The 20,190-nt window shown below is 70.4% G+C and carries 18 protein-coding genes and 1 pseudogene; 13 read left to right on the forward strand and 6 right to left on the reverse strand.

Annotation, left to right across the window (positions count from 1 at the left end; all coding sequences use genetic code 11):
- Positions 1–19 precede the first annotated feature (19 nt).
- From nuoH to JOD64_RS16250, 8 genes are all read left to right on the forward strand, one after another.
- Positions 20–1,372 carry an NADH-quinone oxidoreductase subunit NuoH gene (gene nuoH / locus JOD64_RS16215; protein WP_204942995.1) on the forward strand — a complete coding sequence of 451 codons (1,353 nt, stop codon included), beginning with the start codon at positions 20–22 and terminating at the stop codon, positions 1,370–1,372.
- 1 nt (position 1,373) lies between these two features.
- On the forward strand, positions 1,374–2,015 hold the full coding sequence (gene nuoI, locus JOD64_RS16220; RefSeq protein ID WP_204942996.1) for an NADH-quinone oxidoreductase subunit NuoI: 642 nt from the start codon (positions 1,374–1,376) through the stop codon (positions 2,013–2,015).
- Positions 2,012–2,782, forward strand: coding sequence for an NADH-quinone oxidoreductase subunit J (locus JOD64_RS16225; RefSeq protein WP_204942997.1), 771 nt, complete (start codon positions 2,012–2,014; stop codon positions 2,780–2,782). The genes nuoI and JOD64_RS16225 overlap by 4 nt, the downstream gene beginning before the upstream one ends.
- Positions 2,782–3,099, forward strand: a complete 318-nt coding sequence (gene nuoK, locus JOD64_RS16230) for an NADH-quinone oxidoreductase subunit NuoK (protein ID WP_204942998.1) — start codon at positions 2,782–2,784, stop codon at positions 3,097–3,099. Before JOD64_RS16225 ends, nuoK begins: the two co-directional genes overlap by 1 nt.
- 11 nt (positions 3,100–3,110) lie before the next feature.
- A complete protein-coding gene (gene nuoL, locus JOD64_RS16235; RefSeq protein WP_204942999.1) occupies positions 3,111–5,039 on the forward strand; it encodes an NADH-quinone oxidoreductase subunit L in 1,929 nt (642 codons plus the stop codon).
- Positions 5,040–5,103: 64 nt separating this feature from the next.
- A complete protein-coding gene (locus JOD64_RS16240) occupies positions 5,104–6,639 on the forward strand; it encodes an NADH-quinone oxidoreductase subunit M (RefSeq protein WP_204943000.1) in 1,536 nt (511 codons plus the stop codon).
- Positions 6,640–6,691: 52 nt separating this feature from the next.
- On the forward strand, positions 6,692–8,245 hold the full coding sequence (gene nuoN / locus JOD64_RS16245) for an NADH-quinone oxidoreductase subunit NuoN (protein ID WP_204943001.1): 1,554 nt from the start codon (positions 6,692–6,694) through the stop codon (positions 8,243–8,245).
- Positions 8,246–8,335: 90 nt separating this feature from the next.
- Positions 8,336–9,421: a polyprenyl synthetase family protein gene (locus tag JOD64_RS16250; protein ID WP_204943002.1), complete on the forward strand. Its 1,086-nt coding sequence runs from the start codon at positions 8,336–8,338 to the stop codon at positions 9,419–9,421.
- On the opposite strand, the gene JOD64_RS16255 is transcribed toward JOD64_RS16250, so the two are convergent.
- Entirely contained in the window at positions 9,397–10,626 is a 1,230-nt protein-coding gene (locus JOD64_RS16255) for an MFS transporter (protein WP_204943003.1), read from the reverse strand. The two genes, JOD64_RS16250 and JOD64_RS16255, sit on opposite strands and share 25 nt — an antisense overlap.
- Positions 10,627–10,780: 154 nt before the next feature.
- Here JOD64_RS16255 and JOD64_RS16260 point away from each other — a divergent pair, with 154 nt between their 5' ends.
- Positions 10,781–11,563 (forward strand): IclR family transcriptional regulator, encoded by a 783-nt coding sequence (locus JOD64_RS16260; RefSeq protein WP_204943004.1) that lies wholly within the window; start codon positions 10,781–10,783, stop codon positions 11,561–11,563.
- Positions 11,564–11,702: 139 nt separating this feature from the next.
- On the opposite strand, the gene JOD64_RS16265 is transcribed toward JOD64_RS16260, so the two are convergent.
- Positions 11,703–13,829: a PhoX family protein gene (locus JOD64_RS16265; protein ID WP_204943005.1), complete on the reverse strand. Its 2,127-nt coding sequence runs from the start codon at positions 13,827–13,829 to the stop codon at positions 11,703–11,705.
- A gap of 227 nt (positions 13,830–14,056) precedes the next feature.
- Here JOD64_RS16265 and JOD64_RS16270 point away from each other — a divergent pair, with 227 nt between their 5' ends.
- Both JOD64_RS16270 and JOD64_RS16275 read left to right on the forward strand, forming a co-directional pair.
- On the forward strand, positions 14,057–14,572 hold the full coding sequence (locus tag JOD64_RS16270; RefSeq protein ID WP_051708644.1) for a sigma-70 family RNA polymerase sigma factor: 516 nt from the start codon (positions 14,057–14,059) through the stop codon (positions 14,570–14,572).
- The gene (locus JOD64_RS16275; RefSeq protein WP_204943006.1) at positions 14,569–15,288 is read left to right on the forward strand and encodes an anti-sigma factor family protein; all 720 of its coding nucleotides are present in this window, start codon (positions 14,569–14,571) and stop codon (positions 15,286–15,288) included. Before JOD64_RS16270 ends, JOD64_RS16275 begins: the two co-directional genes overlap by 4 nt.
- A gap of 142 nt (positions 15,289–15,430) precedes the next feature.
- Here JOD64_RS16275 and rarD read toward each other — a convergent pair whose 3' ends face one another.
- From rarD to eccE, 4 genes and pseudogenes are all read right to left on the reverse strand, one after another.
- Positions 15,431–16,369 carry an EamA family transporter RarD gene (gene rarD / locus JOD64_RS16280; protein ID WP_372434148.1) on the reverse strand — a complete coding sequence of 313 codons (939 nt, stop codon included), beginning with the start codon at positions 16,367–16,369 and terminating at the stop codon, positions 15,431–15,433.
- Positions 16,370–16,378: 9 nt separating this feature from the next.
- A pseudogene (locus JOD64_RS16285) lies at positions 16,379–16,698 on the reverse strand (GNAT family N-acetyltransferase).
- 128 nt (positions 16,699–16,826) lie between these two features.
- On the reverse strand, positions 16,827–17,213 hold the full coding sequence (locus JOD64_RS16290; protein ID WP_110565056.1) for a phage holin family protein: 387 nt from the start codon (positions 17,211–17,213) through the stop codon (positions 16,827–16,829).
- Positions 17,214–17,276: 63 nt separating this feature from the next.
- Positions 17,277–19,250 (reverse strand): type VII secretion protein EccE, encoded by a 1,974-nt coding sequence (gene eccE / locus JOD64_RS16295; protein WP_204946084.1) that lies wholly within the window; start codon positions 19,248–19,250, stop codon positions 17,277–17,279.
- 256 nt (positions 19,251–19,506) lie between these two features.
- On the opposite strand from eccE, the gene JOD64_RS16300 reads away from it, so the two are divergent.
- Positions 19,507–19,827, forward strand: coding sequence for a WXG100 family type VII secretion target (locus JOD64_RS16300; protein WP_110565058.1), 321 nt, complete (start codon positions 19,507–19,509; stop codon positions 19,825–19,827).
- 22 nt (positions 19,828–19,849) lie between these two features.
- Positions 19,850–20,143 carry a WXG100 family type VII secretion target gene (locus tag JOD64_RS16305; protein WP_204943008.1) on the forward strand — a complete coding sequence of 98 codons (294 nt, stop codon included), beginning with the start codon at positions 19,850–19,852 and terminating at the stop codon, positions 20,141–20,143.
- Positions 20,144–20,190: the final 47 nt, after the last annotated feature.

The raw sequence follows: 20,190 nt of genomic DNA on the forward strand, positions 1-20,190 counted from the left end.
CGAACGAAAGGTGGGCACAGTGAGTCCCTCCTACCTGGCCCAGGATCCGACGCTGGCCGACTTCGGCCGCGATCCGTGGTGGCTGGTTCTCGGCAAGATCGTCTTCGCGTTCGCCTTCGGTCTGCTGGCCACCCTGCTCGGTGTCTGGTTCGAGCGGCGCGTGGTCGGTTACATGCAGGTGCGGCCCGGCCCCAACCAGGTCGGTCCGTTCGGTCTGCTGCAGACCCTCGCCGACGGCCTGAAGATGGCCTTCAAGGAGGACATCCTGCCGAAGGCCGCCGACAAGGTCGTCTACTTCTTCGCACCGACCATCTCGGTGATCTGCGCGGTCACCGCCCTGTCGGTGGTGCCGTTCGGCCCGATGGTGAGCATCTTCGGCCACCACACGCCGTTGCAGGTCACCGACGTGCCGGTGGCGGTGCTGCTGCTGCTGGCCTGCTCCTCGATGGGCGTCTACGGCATCGTGCTGGGCGGTTGGGCCTCCGGCTCGACGTACCCGCTCCTCGGCGGTCTGCGGTCGAGTGCCCAGATGATCTCCTACGAGGTCGCCATGGGGCTGAGCATCGTGGCGGTCTTCATGACGGCCGGCACGATGAGCACCAGCGGGATCGTCGCCGCTCAGGGCGACGCCACGCAGTTGACCCTCTTCGGCACCGAGATTCCGGCGCCGGGCTGGTACGCGATCCTCCTGCTGCCCAGCTTCGTCATCTTCTTCATCGCCACCGTGGGTGAGACCAACCGGGCGCCGTTCGACCTGCCCGAGGCCGAGTCCGAGCTGGTCGCGGGCTTCATGACCGAGTACAGCTCGTTGAAGTTCGCGCTCTTCATGCTCAGCGAGTACGTCGCGATGGTGACCATGTCGGCGGTCACCACCACGCTGTTCCTCGGTGGCTGGCGGGCACCGTGGCCGATCACCATCTGGGAGGGCGCCAACTCCGGTTGGTGGCCGATGCTCTGGTTCTTCGGCAAGGTGATCGCGCTGGTCTTCGTCTTCGTGTGGCTGCGCGGCACGCTGCCCCGGCTGCGCTACGACCAGTTCATGCGCCTCGGTTGGAAGGTGCTGCTGCCGATCAACCTGGTCTGGATCCTGGTCCTGTCGGGCCTCCGGTCCATCGAGGACTGGGACACGCGCGGCAAGGTGATCGCCGTCGGCGTCCCCGCCGGCCTCCTGCTGATCGCCACGCTGTTCTGGCCCAACCGCCGGCCGCAGCCGAAGCCGACCGCACAGGAACAGGTCGACAACCGGCCGTACGGGAGTTTCCCGCTGCCACCGATGGATCTTCAGGTACCACCGAGCCCGCGCATCACGCGCGTGGTCGCCGAGCGGGAGCCGGCCAACATCGTTGCCGGCTCGGACTCCAGGGAGGTGTGACGTGGGCGCGATCACCGGAACGTTCAAGGGATTCGGTGTCACCTTCTCGCACATGTTCAGGAAGGTCGTCACGACCGACTACCCGTTCAAGCCGCCGGTGTCGGCGCCGCGCTACCACGGGCGGCACATCCTCAACCGGCACCCGGACGGCCTGGAGAAGTGCATCGGCTGCGAGCTGTGCGCATGGGCGTGCCCGGCGGACGCGATCTACGTCGAGGGTGGCGACAACACCGACGAGCAGCGCTTCTCGCCAGGTGAGCGGTACGCCAGCATCTACCAGATCAACTACGCCCGGTGCATCTTCTGCGGGCTGTGCATCGAGGCCTGCCCGACCCGTTCGCTCACCATGAGCAACGAGTACGAGTTGGCCCGGGACAACCGGCAGGACCTGATCTTCACCAAGGAGCAGTTGCTCGCGCCGCTGCTCGAGGGCATGGAGCAGCCGCCGCACCCGATGCGGCTGGGTGACAGCGAGAAGGACTACTACGTCGGCGCGCTGGACAACCCGGGCACCTCCGCCGGTGCGGAGAAGTCCCCGATGAGCCCCGGCGGCTACCAGGTCGAGGAGCACCCCGGCGTGACGTTCCCGGGCGCCGAGCAGGCCGCCCAGCGCGTGGCGGCCGGCAAGGGAGAGAAAGCATGACCACGTCTACGGTCCTCGCCGCGGCGGGTTCGGTGTCCGGCGGCGAGGCGGTCACCTTCTGGATCCTGGCTCCGCTCGCGTTGATCGGCGGGATCGGGATGGTGGCCGCACGCAACGCCGTGCACTCGGCGCTCTGGCTGGTGCTGACCATGCTCTGCCTGGGCGTGTTCTACGTGCTCCAGGCCGGTCCGTTCATCGGCATGGTGCAGATCATCGTCTACACCGGCGCGATCATGATGCTGTTCCTCTTCGTGCTGATGCTGGTCGGTCGGGACTCCACGGACTCGCTGATCGAGACGCTGCGCGGCCAGCGGGTCGCCGCGATCGTGCTCGGCGTGGGCTTCGCCGGCCTCGTCGGCACCGGCGTCTATCAGGCGCTGGAGAAGACCACCGCGGTCGGCCTGGAGCAGGTCAACGCGGAGGGCAACGTGCAGGGCATCGCCCGGCTGCTGTTCACCAAGTACGTCTTCGCGTTCGAGCTGACCTCGGCGCTGCTGATCACCGCGGCGGTCGGTGCCATGGTGCTGGCTCACGTCGAGCGGCGTAAGCAGGACAAGATCGACCAGCCGTCGACCATGCGGGCTCGCTTCGCCCCGGGCAACTACCCCGGCCCGAAGCCGGGCCCGGGCGTCTTCGCGACCTCATCCTCGGTGGCCACCCCGGCCCGGTTGCCCGACGGCCGCCTGACCGACCGCAGCACCCCGGCGATCCTTCCGCAGCGCGAGCTGACCGCCGAGGAGACCTCGCTGAAGGGGACGAACAACTGATGGATACGTTCTTCTCGGTCGAGCCGAACTACTACCTGGTCCTCGCCGCGGTGCTGTTCACCATCGGCGCGGCCGGGGTGCTGATCCGGCGCAACGCGATCGTGCTGTTCATGTGCGTGGAGCTGATGCTCAACGCGGCCAACCTGACGCTGGTCACCTTCAGCCGGATCAACGGTGACCTCAACGGCCAGATCATGGCGTTCTTCGTGATGGTGGTGGCGGCGGCCGAGGTCGTGGTCGGGCTCGCGATCATCATGTCCATCTTCCGGACGCGACGCTCGGCGAGTGTCGACGACGCCAACCTGCTCAAGTACTAAGGGGCCCACCGGTGGAAGAGACTGTGGAATACGCCCAGGCCACGGGGCTGCTCGGGGGCGTCTGGCTGCTGGTGGCGATCCCGCTGCTCAGCGCGGCCGTCCTGCTGCTGCTCGGCCGGCGCGCCGACCGCTGGGGGCACTGGTTGGGCGTCGCCGCCATCGGTGCCGCGTTCGTGCTCGGCCTCTCGTTCTTCTTCCAGTTGCGTGGCCTGGAGAACAAGTCGGTCGAGCTGAGCCTCTGGGACTTCATCGCGGTCGGTGACCTGCGCGTCGACTTCGGCCTGCTGTTCGATCCGCTGGCCGCGGTCTTCGTGCTGCTGATCACCGGGGTGGGCTTCCTGATCCACCTGTACGCGGTGGAGTACATGGCGCACGACGCGGGCCGCCGCCGGTTCTTCGCGTACTTCAACCTGTTCGTCGCGGCGATGCTGCTGCTGGTGCTGGGCAACAACTACGTGATGCTCTACGTCGGCTGGGAGGGCGTCGGTCTGGCGTCGTACCTGCTGATCTCCTTCTGGTACGAGCGGCCGAGTGCGGCCACCGCAGGCAAGAAGGCGTTCCTGATGAACCGGGTCGGCGACGCTGGCCTGGCCATCGCGATCTTCATCATGTTCGCCACCCTGGGCACCACCCAGTACGACGAGGTGTTCAACGGTGTCGGCGCGCTGACCGGCGCCACCGTGCTGATCCTCGGTCTGTTGCTGCTGCTGGGCGCGGCCGGGAAGTCCGGTCAGTTCCCGCTGCAGGCGTGGTTGCCGGACGCGATGGAGGGCCCGACCCCGGTGTCGGCGCTCATCCACGCGGCCACCATGGTCACCGCGGGTGTCTACCTGATCGCCCGGTCCAACCCGATCTTCTCCGCCAACTCGACGCTCCAGCTCGTGGTGCTCAGCGTCGGTGCACTCACCCTGCTGATGGGCTGCATCATCGGTGCGGCGAAGGACGACATCAAGCGGGTGCTCGCCTGGTCGACGGTGAGCCAGATCGGCTACATGTTCCTCGGCGTCGGCCTCGGCGGCGGCGCGTACGCGCTGGCGATCATCCACCTGCTGGCACACGGGTTCTTCAAGGCCAACATGTTCCTGGGCGCAGGCTCGGTCATGCACGGCATGAAGGACCAGGTGGACATCCGGCGGTTCGGTGGCCTCTGGAAGCACATGAAGATCACCTGGCTGACCTTCATGATGGGCTGGTTGGCGATCATCGGCTTCCCGGGCCTCTCCGGCTACTTCTCGAAGGAACCGATCATCGCGAGCGCCTTCGAGCGGGAGGACTGGACCGCCTGGCTCTTCGGCGGGGCGGCGCTGCTCGGCGCCGGGCTGACCGCGTTCTACATGACCAGGCTGTTCGTGCTCACGTTCCACGGCCCGAAGCGGTGGACCGAGGACATCGAGCACCCGCACGAGTCGCCGAAGCTGATGACCATCCCGCTGATCCTCCTGGCGGCCGGGTCGGTGGCGGCCGGCGGGCTGATGGTCATGAACGGCGGCGTCGCCTCCTGGTTGGCTCCGGTGCTCGGCGAGGAGGCCGCCGGTGAGGCGCACGGGGTGCTGTCCCACGAGGTGATCAACATCCTGTCGCTGCTGGTCACCGCGCTCGGCGCGGGGCTGGCCTGGTTCCTGTTCCGGGCCGGCACGGCCACCGCGCCGCAGCCGGCCGGGGTGCTGGTCACCGCCGCCCGGCGCAACCTGTACGCGGACGCGGTCAACGAGGCGGTCTTCGAGAAGCCGGGCATCTTCCTCACCCGGGCGCTGGTCTACCTCGACAACCGGGGCATCGACGGGCTGGTCAACGGGCTCGCCGCCGCGGTCGGCGGTGGCTCGGGTCGACTCCGGCGGATGCAGACCGGCTTCGTCCGCTCGTACGCCACCTCGATCCTGGCCGGTGCGCTGCTGGTGATGGCGGCGTTCCTGGCGGTGCAGGCGGGGTGGTTGGCGTGATCGACCTGTTTCCGGCCGCCCCTGCCGGCGGACCACGCAGTGACGACGGAGGTAAGGCCGCATAATGTCCAACTTCCCGTTCCTCTCGGTGCTCACCGTGGCGCCACTGGTGGGCGCCCTGGTGGTGGCCTTCCTGCCGCGCAGCCGGCCGGACCTGGCCAAGCAGGTGGCGTTCGCCTGGTCGCTGCTGGTGCTGGTGCTCTCGGTGGCGATGTGGGTCAGCTTCAACGCCGGCGGTGACCGGTTCCAGTTCCGCGAGTCGTACTCGTGGATCCCGAACTGGGGCGTCAGCTTCACCTTCGCCGCCGACGGCATCGCGCTGGTGATGCTGATGCTGATCGCGGTGCTGGTGCCGCTGGTGATCCTGGCGTCCTGGCACGACGCGGAGTCGTCGAAGCGGTCGGTGCCCGTCTACTTCGCACTGCTGCTGGTCCTCGAGTGCACGATGATCGGCGTCTTCGCCGCCGCCGACGTCTTCCTGTTCTACGTGTTCTTCGAGGTCATGCTGGTCCCGATGTACTTCCTCATCGGCAGCTACGGCGGACACCAGCGGCAGTACGCGGCGGTGAAGTTCTTCCTCTACTCCCTCGTCGGCGGCCTGTTCATGCTGGCCGCGGTGATCGGGCTGTGGGTGGTCGGCGGAAAGACTTTCGACTGGCAGGCGCTGTCGCAGGTCGACATCAGCACCGGCACCGAGCGGTGGCTGTTCCTCGGCTTCTTCCTCGCGTTCGCCATCAAGGCTCCGTTCTTCCCGTTCCACACCTGGCTGCCCGATGCCGGTGGCGCGGCCCCGGCGGGTGCCGCGGCGCTGCTCGTCGGTGTGCTCGACAAGGTCGGCACGTTCGGGATCCTGCGCTACTGCCTGCCGCTGTTCCCCGAGGCGTCGAAGTGGTTCGCACCGTGGGCGTTGGCGCTGGGCGTGATCGGCATCGTCTACGCCGCGCTGTTGGCGGTCGGTCAGAACGACCTCAAGCGTCTGGTGTCGTACACCTCGATCGCGCACTTCGGCTTCATCGGGGTGGGCATCTTCGCGTTCACCACGCAGGCCGGCACCGGTGCGGTCCTCTACATGCTCAACCACGGTCTGGCGACCGGCCTGCTGTTCCTGGTGGTCGGCATGCTGATCTCCCGGCGTGGCTCGTCGCTGATCAGTGACTTCGGTGGCGCCGGCAAGTTGGTTCCGGTGCTCGCCGGGGTGCTCTTCTTCGCCGGTCTCGCCTCGCTCGCGCTGCCCGGGACCGCGCCGTTCATCTCCGAGTTCCTGGTGCTGATCGGCACCTTCACGGTGAACAAGCCGGTGGCGGTCATCGCCACGCTCGGCATCATCCTGGCCGCGGCGTACGTGCTGTGGATGGTGCAGCGCACCACGCAGGGCACGCTCAACCCGGCGCTGACCGAGGTCGACGGCATGCGCCGGGACCTCAACCTGCGCGAGAAGGTCGTGGTCGCCCCGTTGATCGCACTGATCGTGCTGCTCGGCTTCTTCCCCAAGCCGGTCACTGACGTGATCAACCCGGCCGTCCAGGCGACCATGGACGACATCGGCAGAACCGACCCGGCCCCGTCCGTGGGCGGCACCGTCCAGGAGGCAGGCCGGTGAGCGCGAGGAGTGAGCTTGCGAGCCCCGCAGTCGCGAACGAAAGGTCGGCAAAGTGACCGAGTTGAAACTGCCGTCGATCGACTACGCGGCGATCGCTCCGATCCTGATCATGCTGGGCACCGCCCTGCTCGGCGTGCTGGTCGAGGCCCTCGTGCCCCGGCGCCTGCGGCACGTGGTGCAGTTGACGCTGGCTCTGCTGGCGGTGCTCGCGGCACTGACCATGGTGGTGCTCAACGCCGACGAGCGGATGATCACCGCCGGCCAGGCCCTCGCGGTTGACGGGCCGACGCTGTTCCTCCAGGGCGCGATCCTGGTGCTGGCCGCGATGGCGCTGCTGCTGATGGGCGACCGCACGGTCGAGCGGGGCGGGGCGTTCGTCGCCCAGGCCGCGGTGACCGCCGAGTCGGCCGACGACCGGCGGCAGGCCGAGGGGCGCAACGGCCTCACCGAGGTCTACCCGCTCGCCACCTTCGCGATCGGCGGCATGCTGATCTTCGTGGCGGCGAACGACCTGCTGACCATGTTCATCGCGCTGGAGGTCTTCTCCCTGCCGCTCTACCTGCTCTGCGCGCTGGCACGTCGCCGGCGCCTGCTGAGCCAGGAGGCGGCGATGAAGTACTTCCTGCTCGGCGCGTACTCCTCGGCGTTCTTCCTGTTCGGCGTGGCTTTGATCTACGGCTTCACCTCCGGCATTCCGGGCCGTACGGCCGGCGTCGACTTCGCCACCATCCACGCGGCGGTGAGCGAGTCTCCGGCCAGCAAGGTGCTGCTCTTCGCCGGCATGGCACTGCTCTCGATCGGCCTGCTCTTCAAGGCCGCGGCGGCACCGTTCCACGTCTGGACCCCCGACGTCTACCAGGGTGCGCCGACCCCGGTCACCGGCTTCATGGCGGCCTGCACCAAGGTCGCCGCGTTCGGTGCGCTGCTGCGCGTCTTCCACGTCGCGTTCGCCGACGCCGCCTGGGACTTCACGCCGGTTCTCGGCGCGGTGGCGGTACTGACCATGCTGGTCGGTGCGGTGCTCGCGGTCACCCAGACCGACATCAAGCGGCTGCTCGCGTACTCCTCGATCGCCAACGCCGGCTACCTGCTGGTCGGTGTGTTGGCACCGGGCCGGGACGGGCTCTCCGGCACGATGTTCTACCTGGTCGCGTACGGCTTCTCGGTGCTGGCCGCGTTCGCGGTGGTGACTCTGGTGCGCGACGCCGACGGGGAGGCCACCCACCTGTCCCGCTGGGCCGGGCTGGGCCGACGGTCGCCGTTCTTCGCCGGGCTGTTCACCTTCATCCTGCTCGCCTTCGCCGGTATCCCGCTGACCAGCGGCTTCACCAGCAAGTTCGCCATCTTCGGGCCGGCGCTGGACGGTGGTCAGGCCTGGCTGGTGATCGCCGGTGTGCTGACCAGCATGGTGCTGGCGTTCCCGTACCTGCGGGTCGTGGTGATGATGTGGCTCTCCGAGCCGGGCGAGTCCACCCCGACCGTCACGGTGCCCGGTGGACTCACCGCCGCCGCGCTGATGATCGGTGTGCTGGCCACTCTGGTGCTGGGCGTCGCCCCGGCACCGCTGCTCGATCTGGCCACCGGAGCTGCCGAATTCGTTCGTTGACCGAGGGAGCGATCACCGGGGGTCGGCGCGTGTTCACGTGCCGGCCCCCGGTGCGTATCCCCGGCCCGGAGCAGGTCGAACGCATGTGGCATGGTTGATAGCGTGGTGAATCCGGCGGGCGAGCGTTCAGGTGCCTCCGGCTCCGGCGGTCGGCGGGGTCGGGCGAGCACGAGTCAGTTTGGCGCGGTCGGTCTCAACCTCGTCGACCCTCGTGTCGAGGCGTCGGTGTTGGGTGTACTGGACACGGTCGAGGTCGAGTTGCGGGCCAGTGTGGCCAGCGCCGACCCGTTCGTCACCGAGGCTGCCCGGCACCTTGTCGAAGCCGGCGGGAAGCGCTTCCGGCCGCTGTTGGTGGCGCTCGGTGCCCAGTTCGGTGACCCCAGGGACCCGCAGGTTGTCCCGGCCGCCGTGGTGATGGAGCTCACTCACCTCGCCACCCTCTACCACGACGACGTGATGGACGAGGCTGCCGTCCGCCGGGGCGCCCCGAGCGCGAACTCCCGCTGGACCAACTCGGTCGCCATCCTGGTCGGCGACTACCTCTTCGCCCGCGCGGCGGACATCGCCGCCGATCTGGGCCCCGAAGCGGTCCGGTTGCAGGCGCGCACCTTCGCCCGGCTGGTGCACGGCCAGATCGCCGAGACCGTGGGTCCGCGCGTCGGCGACGACCCGGTGACCCACTACCTGAACGTGATCGCGGAGAAGACCGGCTCGCTGATCGCCACGTCCGCCCGCTTCGGGGGTATGTTCGGTGGCGCCCCCGCACAGCACGTCGAGGCCCTCGCCGGGTACGGCGAGACGATCGGGGTCGCCTTCCAGCTCTCCGACGACCTCCTGGACATCGCCTCGGAGTCGGTGCAGTCGGGCAAGACGCCCGGCACGGACCTGCGCGAGGGTGTTCCGACGCTGCCGGTGCTCTACGCCCGCGCGGCGGACGACGCCGATGCGTCCTCGACGCGTCTGCGGGAGATCCTGGCGACCGGCCCGCTGACCGACGACGCGCTGCACGCGGAGGCGTTGGGGCTGCTCCGGGAGAGCCCGGCGCTCAAGCGGGCCAGGGAGACCGTTCGCAGTTACGCCGAGGACGCCCGTGCGCGCCTGGCCCCGCTGCCGCAGGGCCCGTCCCGCCAGGCCCTCGAATCGCTCTGCGACTACATCGCCGACCGCACCAGCTGATCCACGCTCCGGCTCGCACCAGCGGCGACACGGGTCAACAGGCGGCTGCCGACGAGCATGAGAGCGGCGGCGAGCAGCATCGCCACCGCTGCGGTGGTCCACATGACCGGGTAGCCGAGGTGGGCGGCGAGTGGGCCGAGGCTCAGCGGGCCGAGACAGCCGCCCGCGTACACCCCGGTCTGGGTGATCGAGGTGGCGGCGGCCGGTGACTGTGGGTGGAGCCGGACCACGGCGAAGTTCATCAGGCCGGGCCAGGCCCAACCCAGGCCGAAGCCGAGCACCACGCCGACCATCAGCGGCACCGAGCCGGTCAACGCGAGCAGGCCCAGGCCGCCAGCGCCGACGACCAGCATTGCGGCGATGAGGGCGACGTGACCGGTGTCGCGACGATCGGCCACCCAGCCGGCACCCACCCGGGCCGCCACGCAGACCGCGCTGCCCAGCGTCAGGGTGAGGCCGGCGAGGCCCGGCGACAGGCCCCGGGCCGCGGCGGAGTCCACCAGGAAGGTGCCCAGCGCGTTGGCGGCGGCCGAGGCCAACGTCGCCGCCGCGCCGATCACCACCAGCGCCGCCGTCGCCCGGCCAACGCGCGTGGCGCCGGCCCGCCGCGCCAGGCCGGGCAACTGCCGGGGTACGGCGGGCAGCGTCGTCAACGCGGCGACGGCGGCGGCCACGAACGCCCAGCGCCAGCCGACGGTGAGCGCGATGGTGGGCACCGCCACGCCGGCCAGCAGGGTGGAGACCGGAATGGCGGCCTGCTTGATGCCGAACGAGAGCCCCTGCCGTCGGGCCGGCACGTGCTGGGCCAGCGCGGTGTTGCTGGCCAACTGGCCGAGCGCGTTCGCCGCGGCGCTGAGCGCCAGCAACCCGACCAGCACCGGGTACGACCGGGCGAGAGCGGCCACGGCCAGCATCGACCCGGCCGCCAGCACGATGCCGCAGCGGGCCACCAGGGCCGGCCCGTACCGCTCGACCAGCCGGCCGGAGGGCACCGAGGCCAGCGCGCTGACCCCGAAGTAGACGGCCACGGCCAGGCCCAGGCCGGCCGGGGAGAAGCCCAGGTCCCTGCCCATCTGCACGGCGAGACCACCGAGCAGGAAGACGGGCAGTACGCAGGCCACGGTGGTGACGACTGCGCCGGCGCTCGCCCTGATCGGCTGAGGCCGGGCGATGGTCGGCTCGGGGGTGGAGACGGTGTTGTTCATCGTCCGGCAAACTTACGCGAGCCCTGCTCAGAGCACTCATCGTGACCGACGGGGCACATCCTGTGGATGGTGATCTGGCATCCTCCACCCGAACAGGCATTTCGCACCGGGCCTGTTTTTCATATGGTGTAAGTCCCCGGCGGCGGAGGTGGTTGTGCGCGACCCCTTGGCAGAACCTTCGGACCTGATCCGCAGCGTGTCCCGAGCGCTGCGGGTGCTGGAGTCGGTCGGTCGCGCCCCGAAGGGCCTGACCGTCAAGCAGATCGCCCGGCGGTGCGAGCTGACCGTGGCCACCACCTACCACCTGGTCCGCACGCTCGCCTACGAGGGCTACGTGATCCGTCGCGAGGACGGCACGTACATCGTGGGGTTGGAGGTGGCCGACCGCTACCGGGAGCTGGTGACCGCGTTCCGAGGCCCGCCAGCGGTCGGTGAAACGCTGCGGCGGGCCGCCCTGGACACCGGCTACAGCCACTACCTTGGTCGCTTCGTCGGCGGCCAGGTGGCCCTCACCGCGGTCGCCGAGGGGCACCGCTCGCCCTACCTGGAGGACCTCGTCCCCGGCTTCGACGAGGGAGCCCACGCGACGGCCCTCGGCAAGTCGCTGCTCGCCACTCTCACCGCGGACCAGCGCCACCGCTATCTGCGCGAGTACGGGATGCGCCCGTTCACCACCGCCACGCTCACGACCACCGAGACGTTCGAGGCCGACCTGGCCGCCGGCGACCGGCGCGGCATGCAGTTGGAGATGGGGCAGTTCCGCCAGGGGGTGGCTTGCGCGGCGGTGCTCGTCGCGCCGGACAAGGACATGGAACGCCGCGTCGTGCTGGCCTGTGCGTTGCCGGCCAGCGAGATGATGACCTCCGCCCGGGTGGTACGAGCCAAGCTGCTCACCGTGGCCCGCAGCGTCGCCGACGGCATCGCCGCCGACGCCTGACCGCAGCAACGCCGAGAGGCCCTCTCCCGGGCTGGGAGAGGGCCTCTCGTGGCGGTCCAGCGCCGGACCGCCTGAGTAACGTCAGCGGCCCGTCGGCCGCGGGGGCAACGTCAGCGGCCCGTCGGCCGCGGGGGCAACGTCAGCTTCCCACCGGGCCGCCGTCGAGGCGCCAGGTGACCACCACGCCCGGCTTGGCGTAGTCGCCGTCGGGCCAGTTCGAGGCCGGGTTCTCCACCGAGGCGCCGGTGATCTCACCCGGGTGCTGTACCGCGACGAAGACCGAACGGTTGTCGCCGGTGATGAACGGCCCGCAGGTCTCCGCGCCGAGCGGCACGGTCAGGAACTGCTTGAGGTGACCCCGCTCCGGGCCCTCCACAGCGGTGGCGAACAAACCGTCGTTGCTGCCCAGCGCGTTGCCGTCGGTGGAGATCCACAGGTTGCCGGTGGCGTCGAAGGCGACGTTGTCCGGGCAGGAGATCGGGGAGACCCTGGTCTTGTCGTACCCGGCGAAGAAGGTCGACGGGTCGGTCGGGTCGCCGCAGACGATCGGCAGTGACCAGGCGAAGGTCTCGGCGGCGTTGTCGCCGCGGTCCTCGACCAGCTCCAGGATCTGCCCGTGCTTGTTGGCGTTGCGCGGGTTGGCCTCGTCGGCGGCTGCCTTGTCGGCCTTGCCCCGGTCGGTGTTGTTGGTCAGCGCCACGTACACCTTGCCGGTGAGCAGGCTCGGCTCGACGTCCTCAGGGCGATCCATCTTGGTCGCGCCGACCTTGTCACCGGCGAGCCGGGTGAAGGTGAGCACGTCCGCGGCGGTCATCCCGTCGACGAACGACCGGTTGCCGCTGACCAGCTTGATCCAGCGACCGCGGCCGTTGAACGCGCCGTCGGCGGGGAGCTTGCCCGAGCCGTCGATCTCGGCGGCGCTGGTCTGGTCGAGCTTCGCGACGTAGAGCGTGCCGGACTCCAGCAGGGTCAGGTTGTGCTTGCGGGCAGCCCAGGAGTTGCCCTTCATGAACTTCTTGTCCGAGACGAACTTGTAGAGGTAGTCGAACCGCTCGTCGTCGCCCATGTACGCGACCATGTGACCGTCCTTCGCGACGATCACGTTCGCGCCCTCGTGCTTGAACCGGCCCATCGCGGTGTGCTTGCGCGGGCGACTCTCCGGGTCGAACGGGTCGATCTCGACGATCCAACCGAACCGGTGCGCCTCGTTGGGGTGCTTGGCCAGATCGAAGCGCTCGTCGGCGCGCTCCCACTTGCGGCTGCCGCTGGGGTAGCGGCTGGCGGTGCTGATGCCGTAGCGGTCCAGCTTCGGCTTCAGCTCGGCCGGAGCGGCGTCCGCGCCGACGAAGTACTGGTTGAAGTTCTCCTCACCGGAGAGCACGGTGCCCCACGGGGTCACGCCACCGGCGCAGTTGTTCAGCGTGCCGACGACCGTACGACCCTTGGGGTCCGCGGCGGTCTTCACCCAGGCCGAGCCGGCCGCCGGGCCGGTCAGGTCGAACTTGGTGCTGAGCGCGGTGACCCGCCGGTTGTACGGCCGGCGGCCGTTGTCGACCGGCTTCCACTGCCCGGTGCCGGCGACCCGCTCCAACTCCACCACGGACATGCCGTGCGCGGCCATGGCGGTGCGCACCTGCTCCACGGAGAGCCCGTCCAGGCCGGGGAAGCCCGGGAACATCAGGTCCTCGTTGGTGTACTCGTGGTTGACCACGAGCAGCGCCCGCTTGCCCTGCTTGTCCAGCGGCAGCACGCCCACGAAGTCGTTGTTGTAACCGAACTGCTTGGACTGCGCCGCGGCGGTCTGGTGGTGCAGGTTGAACTCCGGCGCCCCCGGCAGCACCGGGTCACCCCACTTGATCACCACGGCGTGGTCGTAGCCGTTCGGAACGACAAGGGTGTCCAGCTTGTTCGGCGGGATCGGCTTGAAGGTCAGCGCGCCGTTGCCGACAGCGGTGCTGGGGCTACCGAAACTGAAGGCCTCCGGAACGTCCGGGGTGGTGGCGGCCGCCATGGCGGGCGTCGCCCCGGCCAGCGCTCCGGCCGCCGCGCCACCGAAGCCGAGGACCAACGCGCCGACCGCACCGGCCCGGACGACGCCCCGCCGCGAGACCTCCGCGTTCACCACGTCTCCGAAGTACGCGTTGTCGGAGGTGTTCGGGACCGGGTGGTCACAGGCGTTTCCGCAGCGGTACAGGCAGGTCATGGCGTCACGGGTGCCGTGACGGGCACCGGTCAGCAGGGGGAGCAGCCGGGGACGGTCGCTCATGAGAGAAGCCTCCAGAGAAGTCGGTGGCACGACAGGCGGCGTACCAGGCGGACGCTAGGAGGACGTGGTGAGCGCTCGTCGGCCTTGAGCTGAACCGGGCGTGAACACATCCACGGGCGGCAACCGACACGTGACCGGTGTGACCTCGCGCTGAACTGATTGGCGTGACGGCGCGTACTTCTGATCGAACGCACCGCCGGACGCGCGCCGGAAGCGAGGAGACCGCCATCAGCGACCACGACGCCCAACTGCTGCGCGCCCTGCACGACGAGCATGCAGAGGCGCTGTACGCCCATGCCCTGCGGCTGGTCAACGGGGACCGGCAGCGAGCCGAGGACCTGGTGCAGGAGACGCTGCTGCGGGCCTGGCGACACCCGGAATCACTGGACCCGCGACGCGGCTCGGTGCGGTCCTGGCTCTTCACCACCGCCCGCAACCTGGCCATCGACGCCTGGCGGCGGCGGTCCACCCGGGTCGGCGAGGTGTTCACCGACGACCTGCCCGAACCGCCGGAGGTGATCGACGAGGCCGAGCGGGCCGTGGAGGCGTGGACCGTCGCCGAGGCGCTGAACCGGCTCAGCCCGACCCACCGGGAAGTGCTCGTCGAGTGCTTCTACCAGGGACGGTCGGTGGCCGAAGCGGCGTCCCGCCTGGGCGTACCGCCAGGGACCGTGAAGTCCCGCACCCACTACGCGCTGCGGTCTCTACGGTTGGTCCTGGCTGAGATGGGAGTGACGGGATGACCCGGTGCGAGTTCGCGCACGACGACGGCGCGTACGTGCTGGGTGCCCTGGCCCCCGCCGAGCGGGCGGCCTACGAGCGGCACCTGGGCGACTGCGCCTCCTGCCGGGAGGCGGTCGCCGAGATCGCCGTCCTGCCCGGCTTGCTCGGGCGTCTCGACCCGGCGGGGTTGGAACAGATCCTCCCGCCGCCGGCCCCGCCCCGGGTGCCCGCACTGCTGGAGGAGGCCCAGCGTCGCCGGCGTCGGGAACGCGCCGCGGACCGGCGCCGGTACGCCCTGACCACGCTGGCTGCCGCCGGGCTGGCCCTGCTGGTCGGCGTGGGCACCGCCGTGGTGCTGCCCCGCCCTGCTGGCCCGTCCAGACCTCCGGTGGCGCAGGGCAGCACCCCCGCACCGCAGGTGTCGATGGTGTCCATGCGACCGGTGGCGGCCACCGGGCCGGTGCACGCCGACCTCGGGCTCACCGGCACCGAGTGGGGCACCGAGGTGGCCATGCGCTGCTCGTACGACGCGCGGACGAGCTACGGCAAGGCGTACCCGTTCCGGCTGGTGGCCCGCGGCCCGAACGGCGCCAGCGAGCAGATCGGCTCCTGGCTGGCCGCACCGGGCGACGCGGTCCAGTTCACCGGTATCACGAGGTTCACCGATGCGGAGCTGGTCAGCGTGGAACTCCAACGAGCCGATGGCACCCCCATCCTCACCTACGCCGTCCCCTGAACCCCACCCCCCCGCGCCCGTCCCCGCCCCTCCTCCTCCCGCGATCTTGCACTTTCGATCGCGCCATAAGGGGCATAGCACCAATATCGGCGACAGTAACTGCAAGATCGCGGGCGCGGGGCGGCGCGGGCGCGGTGGCGGGTTAGGGGATCAGGGCGGGTTGTCTGGGGGTTTGGGTTCGGCGGGTTCGGCGGGCGTTGCGGACGGCGTCGGCGGTGAAGACGACGAGGGCGAGCCAGACCAGCGCGAAGCCGGCGAGGCGGGCCGGCGGCATCGGCTCGTGGAAGATCAGCACGCCGCAGCCGAGCTGGAGGATCGGAGCCAGGTACTGGATCATGCCGAGGCTGCTCAGGGGCAGCCGGTTGGTCGCCCCGGCGAACAGGAGCAGCGGGATCGCCGTGGCCGCACCGGCGAGCACCAGCAGCGTGGTGTGCCCGGCCGAGACGTGCCCGAAGGTGGACTCGGCACGACTGCTCAGCCAGGCCAGGTAGCCCACCGCCGGCAGCGCCAGCACCGCCGACTCGACGAAGAGCCCCTCCGCCGGAGGCAACCCGAGCCGCTTCTTGACCAGGCCGTAGCCGGCGAAACTGAACGCCAGAGTCAGCGCCAACCAGGGCAACCGGCCGTAGTCCACCGTGAGCACCACGACCGCCGAGGCGCCGATTCCCAACGCCACCCACTGTGCCGGGCGTAGCCGCTCCCGCAGCACCGTCACCCCGAGCAGCACCACGACCAGCGGGTTGATGAAGTAGCCGAGTGCCGTCTCCACCACCCGGTCGGAGTTGACCCCGTAGATGTAGGCGCCCCAATTGACGGCGATCAGCGCGGCGGCGGCGACGATCCCGGCCACCGCCCAGGGGCGTCGCAGCAGCGCCCGCAGGAAGCCGACGTTGCGCAGCGCGGCCAGCAGCAGGGCCACGAAGAGTACGGACCAGACGATGCGGTGGGCCAGGATCTCCAGCGGGCCAGCCGGTCGCAACAGCTTGAGGTAGAGCGGAAAGAAACCCCAGAGCAGGTACGCGCCGAGGCCGTAGAGGTATCCCAGGCGGAGTGACGTCACGCCTCTTACCGTAAGGGGCATTCCTCCGCTTTACTCATGTCCGGTGACCGGGGTCACCGGTGGGCGCTGGTCGAGCTGCATCCACCGCTCCGGCGCGTCCAGAGGTGTGAATCCCACTCGCCCGTACACCTGGTGTGCGTCGTTGGTGCAGAGCAGGATCCGGCGTACGCCAAGCTCGGCCAGGTGGTCGCGGACCGCGCCGGCCAGCCACCCGCCCAGCCCGCGACCCGGGAGGCCCGGTCGAGCGCCCAGTACGCGTCAGTTGACAACCACAGGTGCACCAGGTCCAGATCGAGCCGGGCGGGATCGGTGCTGAGCAGATGGCCGTCGGTGCGAGTCAGCGAGAACACCCCGCGACGCTAACCGTCGGGGTGGGCTCCCGTACCGCCCAATTCCCGAACTCTGGTCATGGGCCCGCCGGGGCTCCGGCCATGGTCGGAGCCCCGGACGGGGCCGGTGGGTGCTGGCCGGTGGACGGTCAGTCCCGATCGAGGACGGCGCCGAGGATCCAGGTCACGATGCTCACGAAGAGGGCACCGAGCACGGCGGCCGGCCAGAAGCCGTCCACAGAGAACGGCAACCCGGCCTGATCGGCGATCCAGCTGGTGAGCAGGAACAGCAGCCCGTTCACCACCAGCGCGATGAGACCCAGGGTCAGCAGGTAGAAGCCACAGCCGACGGTCTTGATGATCGGCTGGAGAACCGCGTTGACCACGCCGAAGATCACCGCCACCAGGAGCAGCGTGGTCACCGTTTCGCCGGCGGAGTCGGACTCCAGAGAGATGCCTGGAATGAGGAATGTGGCAAGCCAGAAAGCCAGAGCCGTGCTGGCCAGCCGAATCAGCAGACCTTTCAGAAAACCCATGGCGGGGATCGTGCCACGGACCTGGCACCGACGTAACCCGGCGGATGACGCGAACCTGGTGGATCACCCTCGCGCTGGCCGCCCGATCAGTTGCGACTCGATCGGAGTGGGCGAGAGCAGCGCCCAGCGCAGCGCCCGCCGGTTGACCACGGCGACCATGTCGTCCCGGATCCGGGTCAGCCACTCGGCCGAGCCGCCCAGCCCGAGCGCAGCGCCGGCCAGCGCGGCCTCGGCCGCGTTCAGCGGTTGCAGCAACGCCAGATCGGCCCGGCTCAGGACGTCCACGTCCGCCGGGGTCAGCTCGTCCCGTACCACCAGGGTGGCCCGCCACGGCGGGCCCTGCTCGGCCTCCGCCGACACCGGCCCAGCGTCGACGATCAGCAGCAACGGACGCAGCGCGGTGCCCACCCCGTCGGCGACCGCCCGACCGGGTGTGATCAGCGGGATCATCCCGCCCGGCGCGCCCACTCCCACCCCCCGGACGAACGGCTCCCAGGCGCGCGGCCGAGCGGTCTGCACCACCACCAGGGCGCCGAGCGCCAAGGCTCGCAGGGCCACCAACTGGGCGGCGCGCACTCCGCCGACCAGCAGCACCCGAGTGCTCTCCGGCCGGAACAGGCGCACGGTGACGGCTCTGCCGTGCCGGTTCGTGCCGACCATCATTCCCGCGTCGCCCAGGGTCAACTCCCAGTCCTCGACTGCGGGACGGGCCTGCGCCCCGGGCGCGGTCAGCGCCAACGGCAGCGTTGCGGCCAACCCGAACAGGTGCCTGCCGTCGAGCCGTCGCAGCTCCCCACCCAGGTCGGTCACCAGGCGATTCAGCGCCTCGGTGGCCGCGGCCAGCTCGACCGCCGTCACGGCGGCCAGGCGTACGGTCAGCTCGGTCGGCACCCCGCCGGCCTCGGTGATCGGCGACGGCCCCGCGGTGATCGACACCGTCGTCGCGGTCGCCGGCAGCGCCAGCAGCCGGGGCACCAGCCGCCGTCCACCCGTACCGCCCTCGTCCGGCCACTGGACCAGCCGGAAGGTGGCCTGGAACAGGGCGCCGGTCCGGAGCGCCGGCCAGGACTCCCGAACCGGATGGCCGTCGTGGTGGGCCAGCTCGCCCAGGACACGCAGCGCCGCGGGCACGCCGAGCGGCCGCGCGGTCAGCGAGCCGAGCCGGCGGACGATGCGGCGTACCGTGCCGGCGAGTACGCGGCCCAGATCCTCCTCAGACCACCCGTCCACCCGCAGCACCCGGACCGCCACCACCGCCCGCTCCCGCCCGGTGAGCCGCCCGTCGGTGAGCTGCCGGTACGACGTGCCGACCGTGCCGACCGCGGCGGGCACCGGCGCCGGTGCACCGGCGAGCAGCAGTTGGACCCGCAGCGGCGGCACGTCCGGCCCAGCCGGGGGCAGCAACGTGGACGGCGCGGGAATCGCCCGGGACACGTCACCGAGCAGGTCACCGGGGTCGCCAAGCTCCAGCAGCGCCACCATGCCCGCGGTGTCCTCCAGAACAGCGGCCGGCCCGCCGGCCAGCTCCGTCGAGCGGACGACGGTGCCCGGGGCGACCAGGTCGAGCAGGTCGGCCGCTCCGGCGGGCCCGGCCAGCGCCCGGCGTCGGGTCAGGTGCCCGACGGCGGTGCCCAGCCACTCGAAGAGCCATCGGCCCCGCAGCCGGACCCCGGCGACCACCACCAGCAGCGCGGCGACGAGTGCGGTGGCGGCGATGACGGGAGCGGGCCGGCCGAGGGCGGTGAGGACGAGCGCGGCGGCGACCTGCGCGGTGACCAGTTGGCCGGCCCGCACCCCGGCGCCCGCCCGCCGACCGGGCGCGACCCAGCGAGTGACGGGGGACCGGCGACCGGGCGTGCGCTGCCCCGCGGAGCCGAGGCCGCCCGCCGCGGGTCGGCCCGACCCGGCCGGCTCGCCCGCTCCGATCGCTCCCGGCACGGCGCTCCGCCCCGACCGGACCGGGATCGCGGGGTTCGGTCCTCCGGTGGTGATCGCCGGCACCGTGCCTCCTCGACCAGTGGGGACCGTGGCGGGCAGGCGGCCACCCTCCGGCGGCCCGTCACACGCCGCGACGTGGCTGCCGCACATCGTAAGGGACCGATGGCTGCCGTGGTTGTCCACAGGGGATACGCAAGGGGTAGCAGAACCGCTATGAGGCCGCTACCGTCAGCCACGAAGTCCGTCGCTGACCCGCGTCTCCCAGTGCTCGACGACCGGGCCAAGCGAACGACGCGCCCCCAGGGCGGGCGCGTCGACGGCCAAGGTGCGAGCAGAGAGACGAGGTGACGTGGGGGTGTCCCAGACCCAGGCAGAAGCCGCGGTGATGCAGCAGACCGCCGCGAAGTTCGAGCAGGTGGACCAGTCTTTGCAGTCCATGCTGACCGGCCTGCTGGCCGAGCTGCAGGTGTTGCAGCAGGCCTGGCGTGGGGCCGGTGGCCGGTCGTTCGAGCAGGTCAAGCAGCAATGGTCACAGGACCAGGCGGCGCTGCACCGGGCCCTGCGGGAGACCGCTGGCGCGATCCGCACCGCCGGCCGGCAGTACGACGTGTCCGACGACGACGCGGCCAGCCGGGTGGCCGGCACCAACCGCGGCGGCATCCAGCTGCCGCTCTGATCCCACTCGGGAGGGGAATCCGATGGACCACGGTGTGCTGGTCGTCAACTTCGCCGCGCTTCAGCAGGCCGGCGCGGACATCCAGAAGGCGCTGAACACACTCGATTCGCAGCTCGGCCAACTCGAACGAGATGCGGCCCCGTTGGTGGCGAGCTGGACGGGTGAGGCGCGACAGGCCTACGAGCAGCGGCAGGCGCGGTGGCGGTCCGCCTCGCAGGACCTTCAGGCGATGCTGCGTGACATCAAGTTGGCGGTGAACGACTCCGCCAGCGACTACCTGGACACCGAGAAGAAGAACACCGGGCTGTTCCAGTGACCGCGGTGAGCCGGGAGCGCTGACCGTGTCCGAGTCAGCGCCCCGGC

This window comes from Micromonospora luteifusca, from assembly GCF_016907275.1.
GTDB lineage: Bacteria > Actinomycetota > Actinomycetes > Mycobacteriales > Micromonosporaceae > Micromonospora > Micromonospora luteifusca.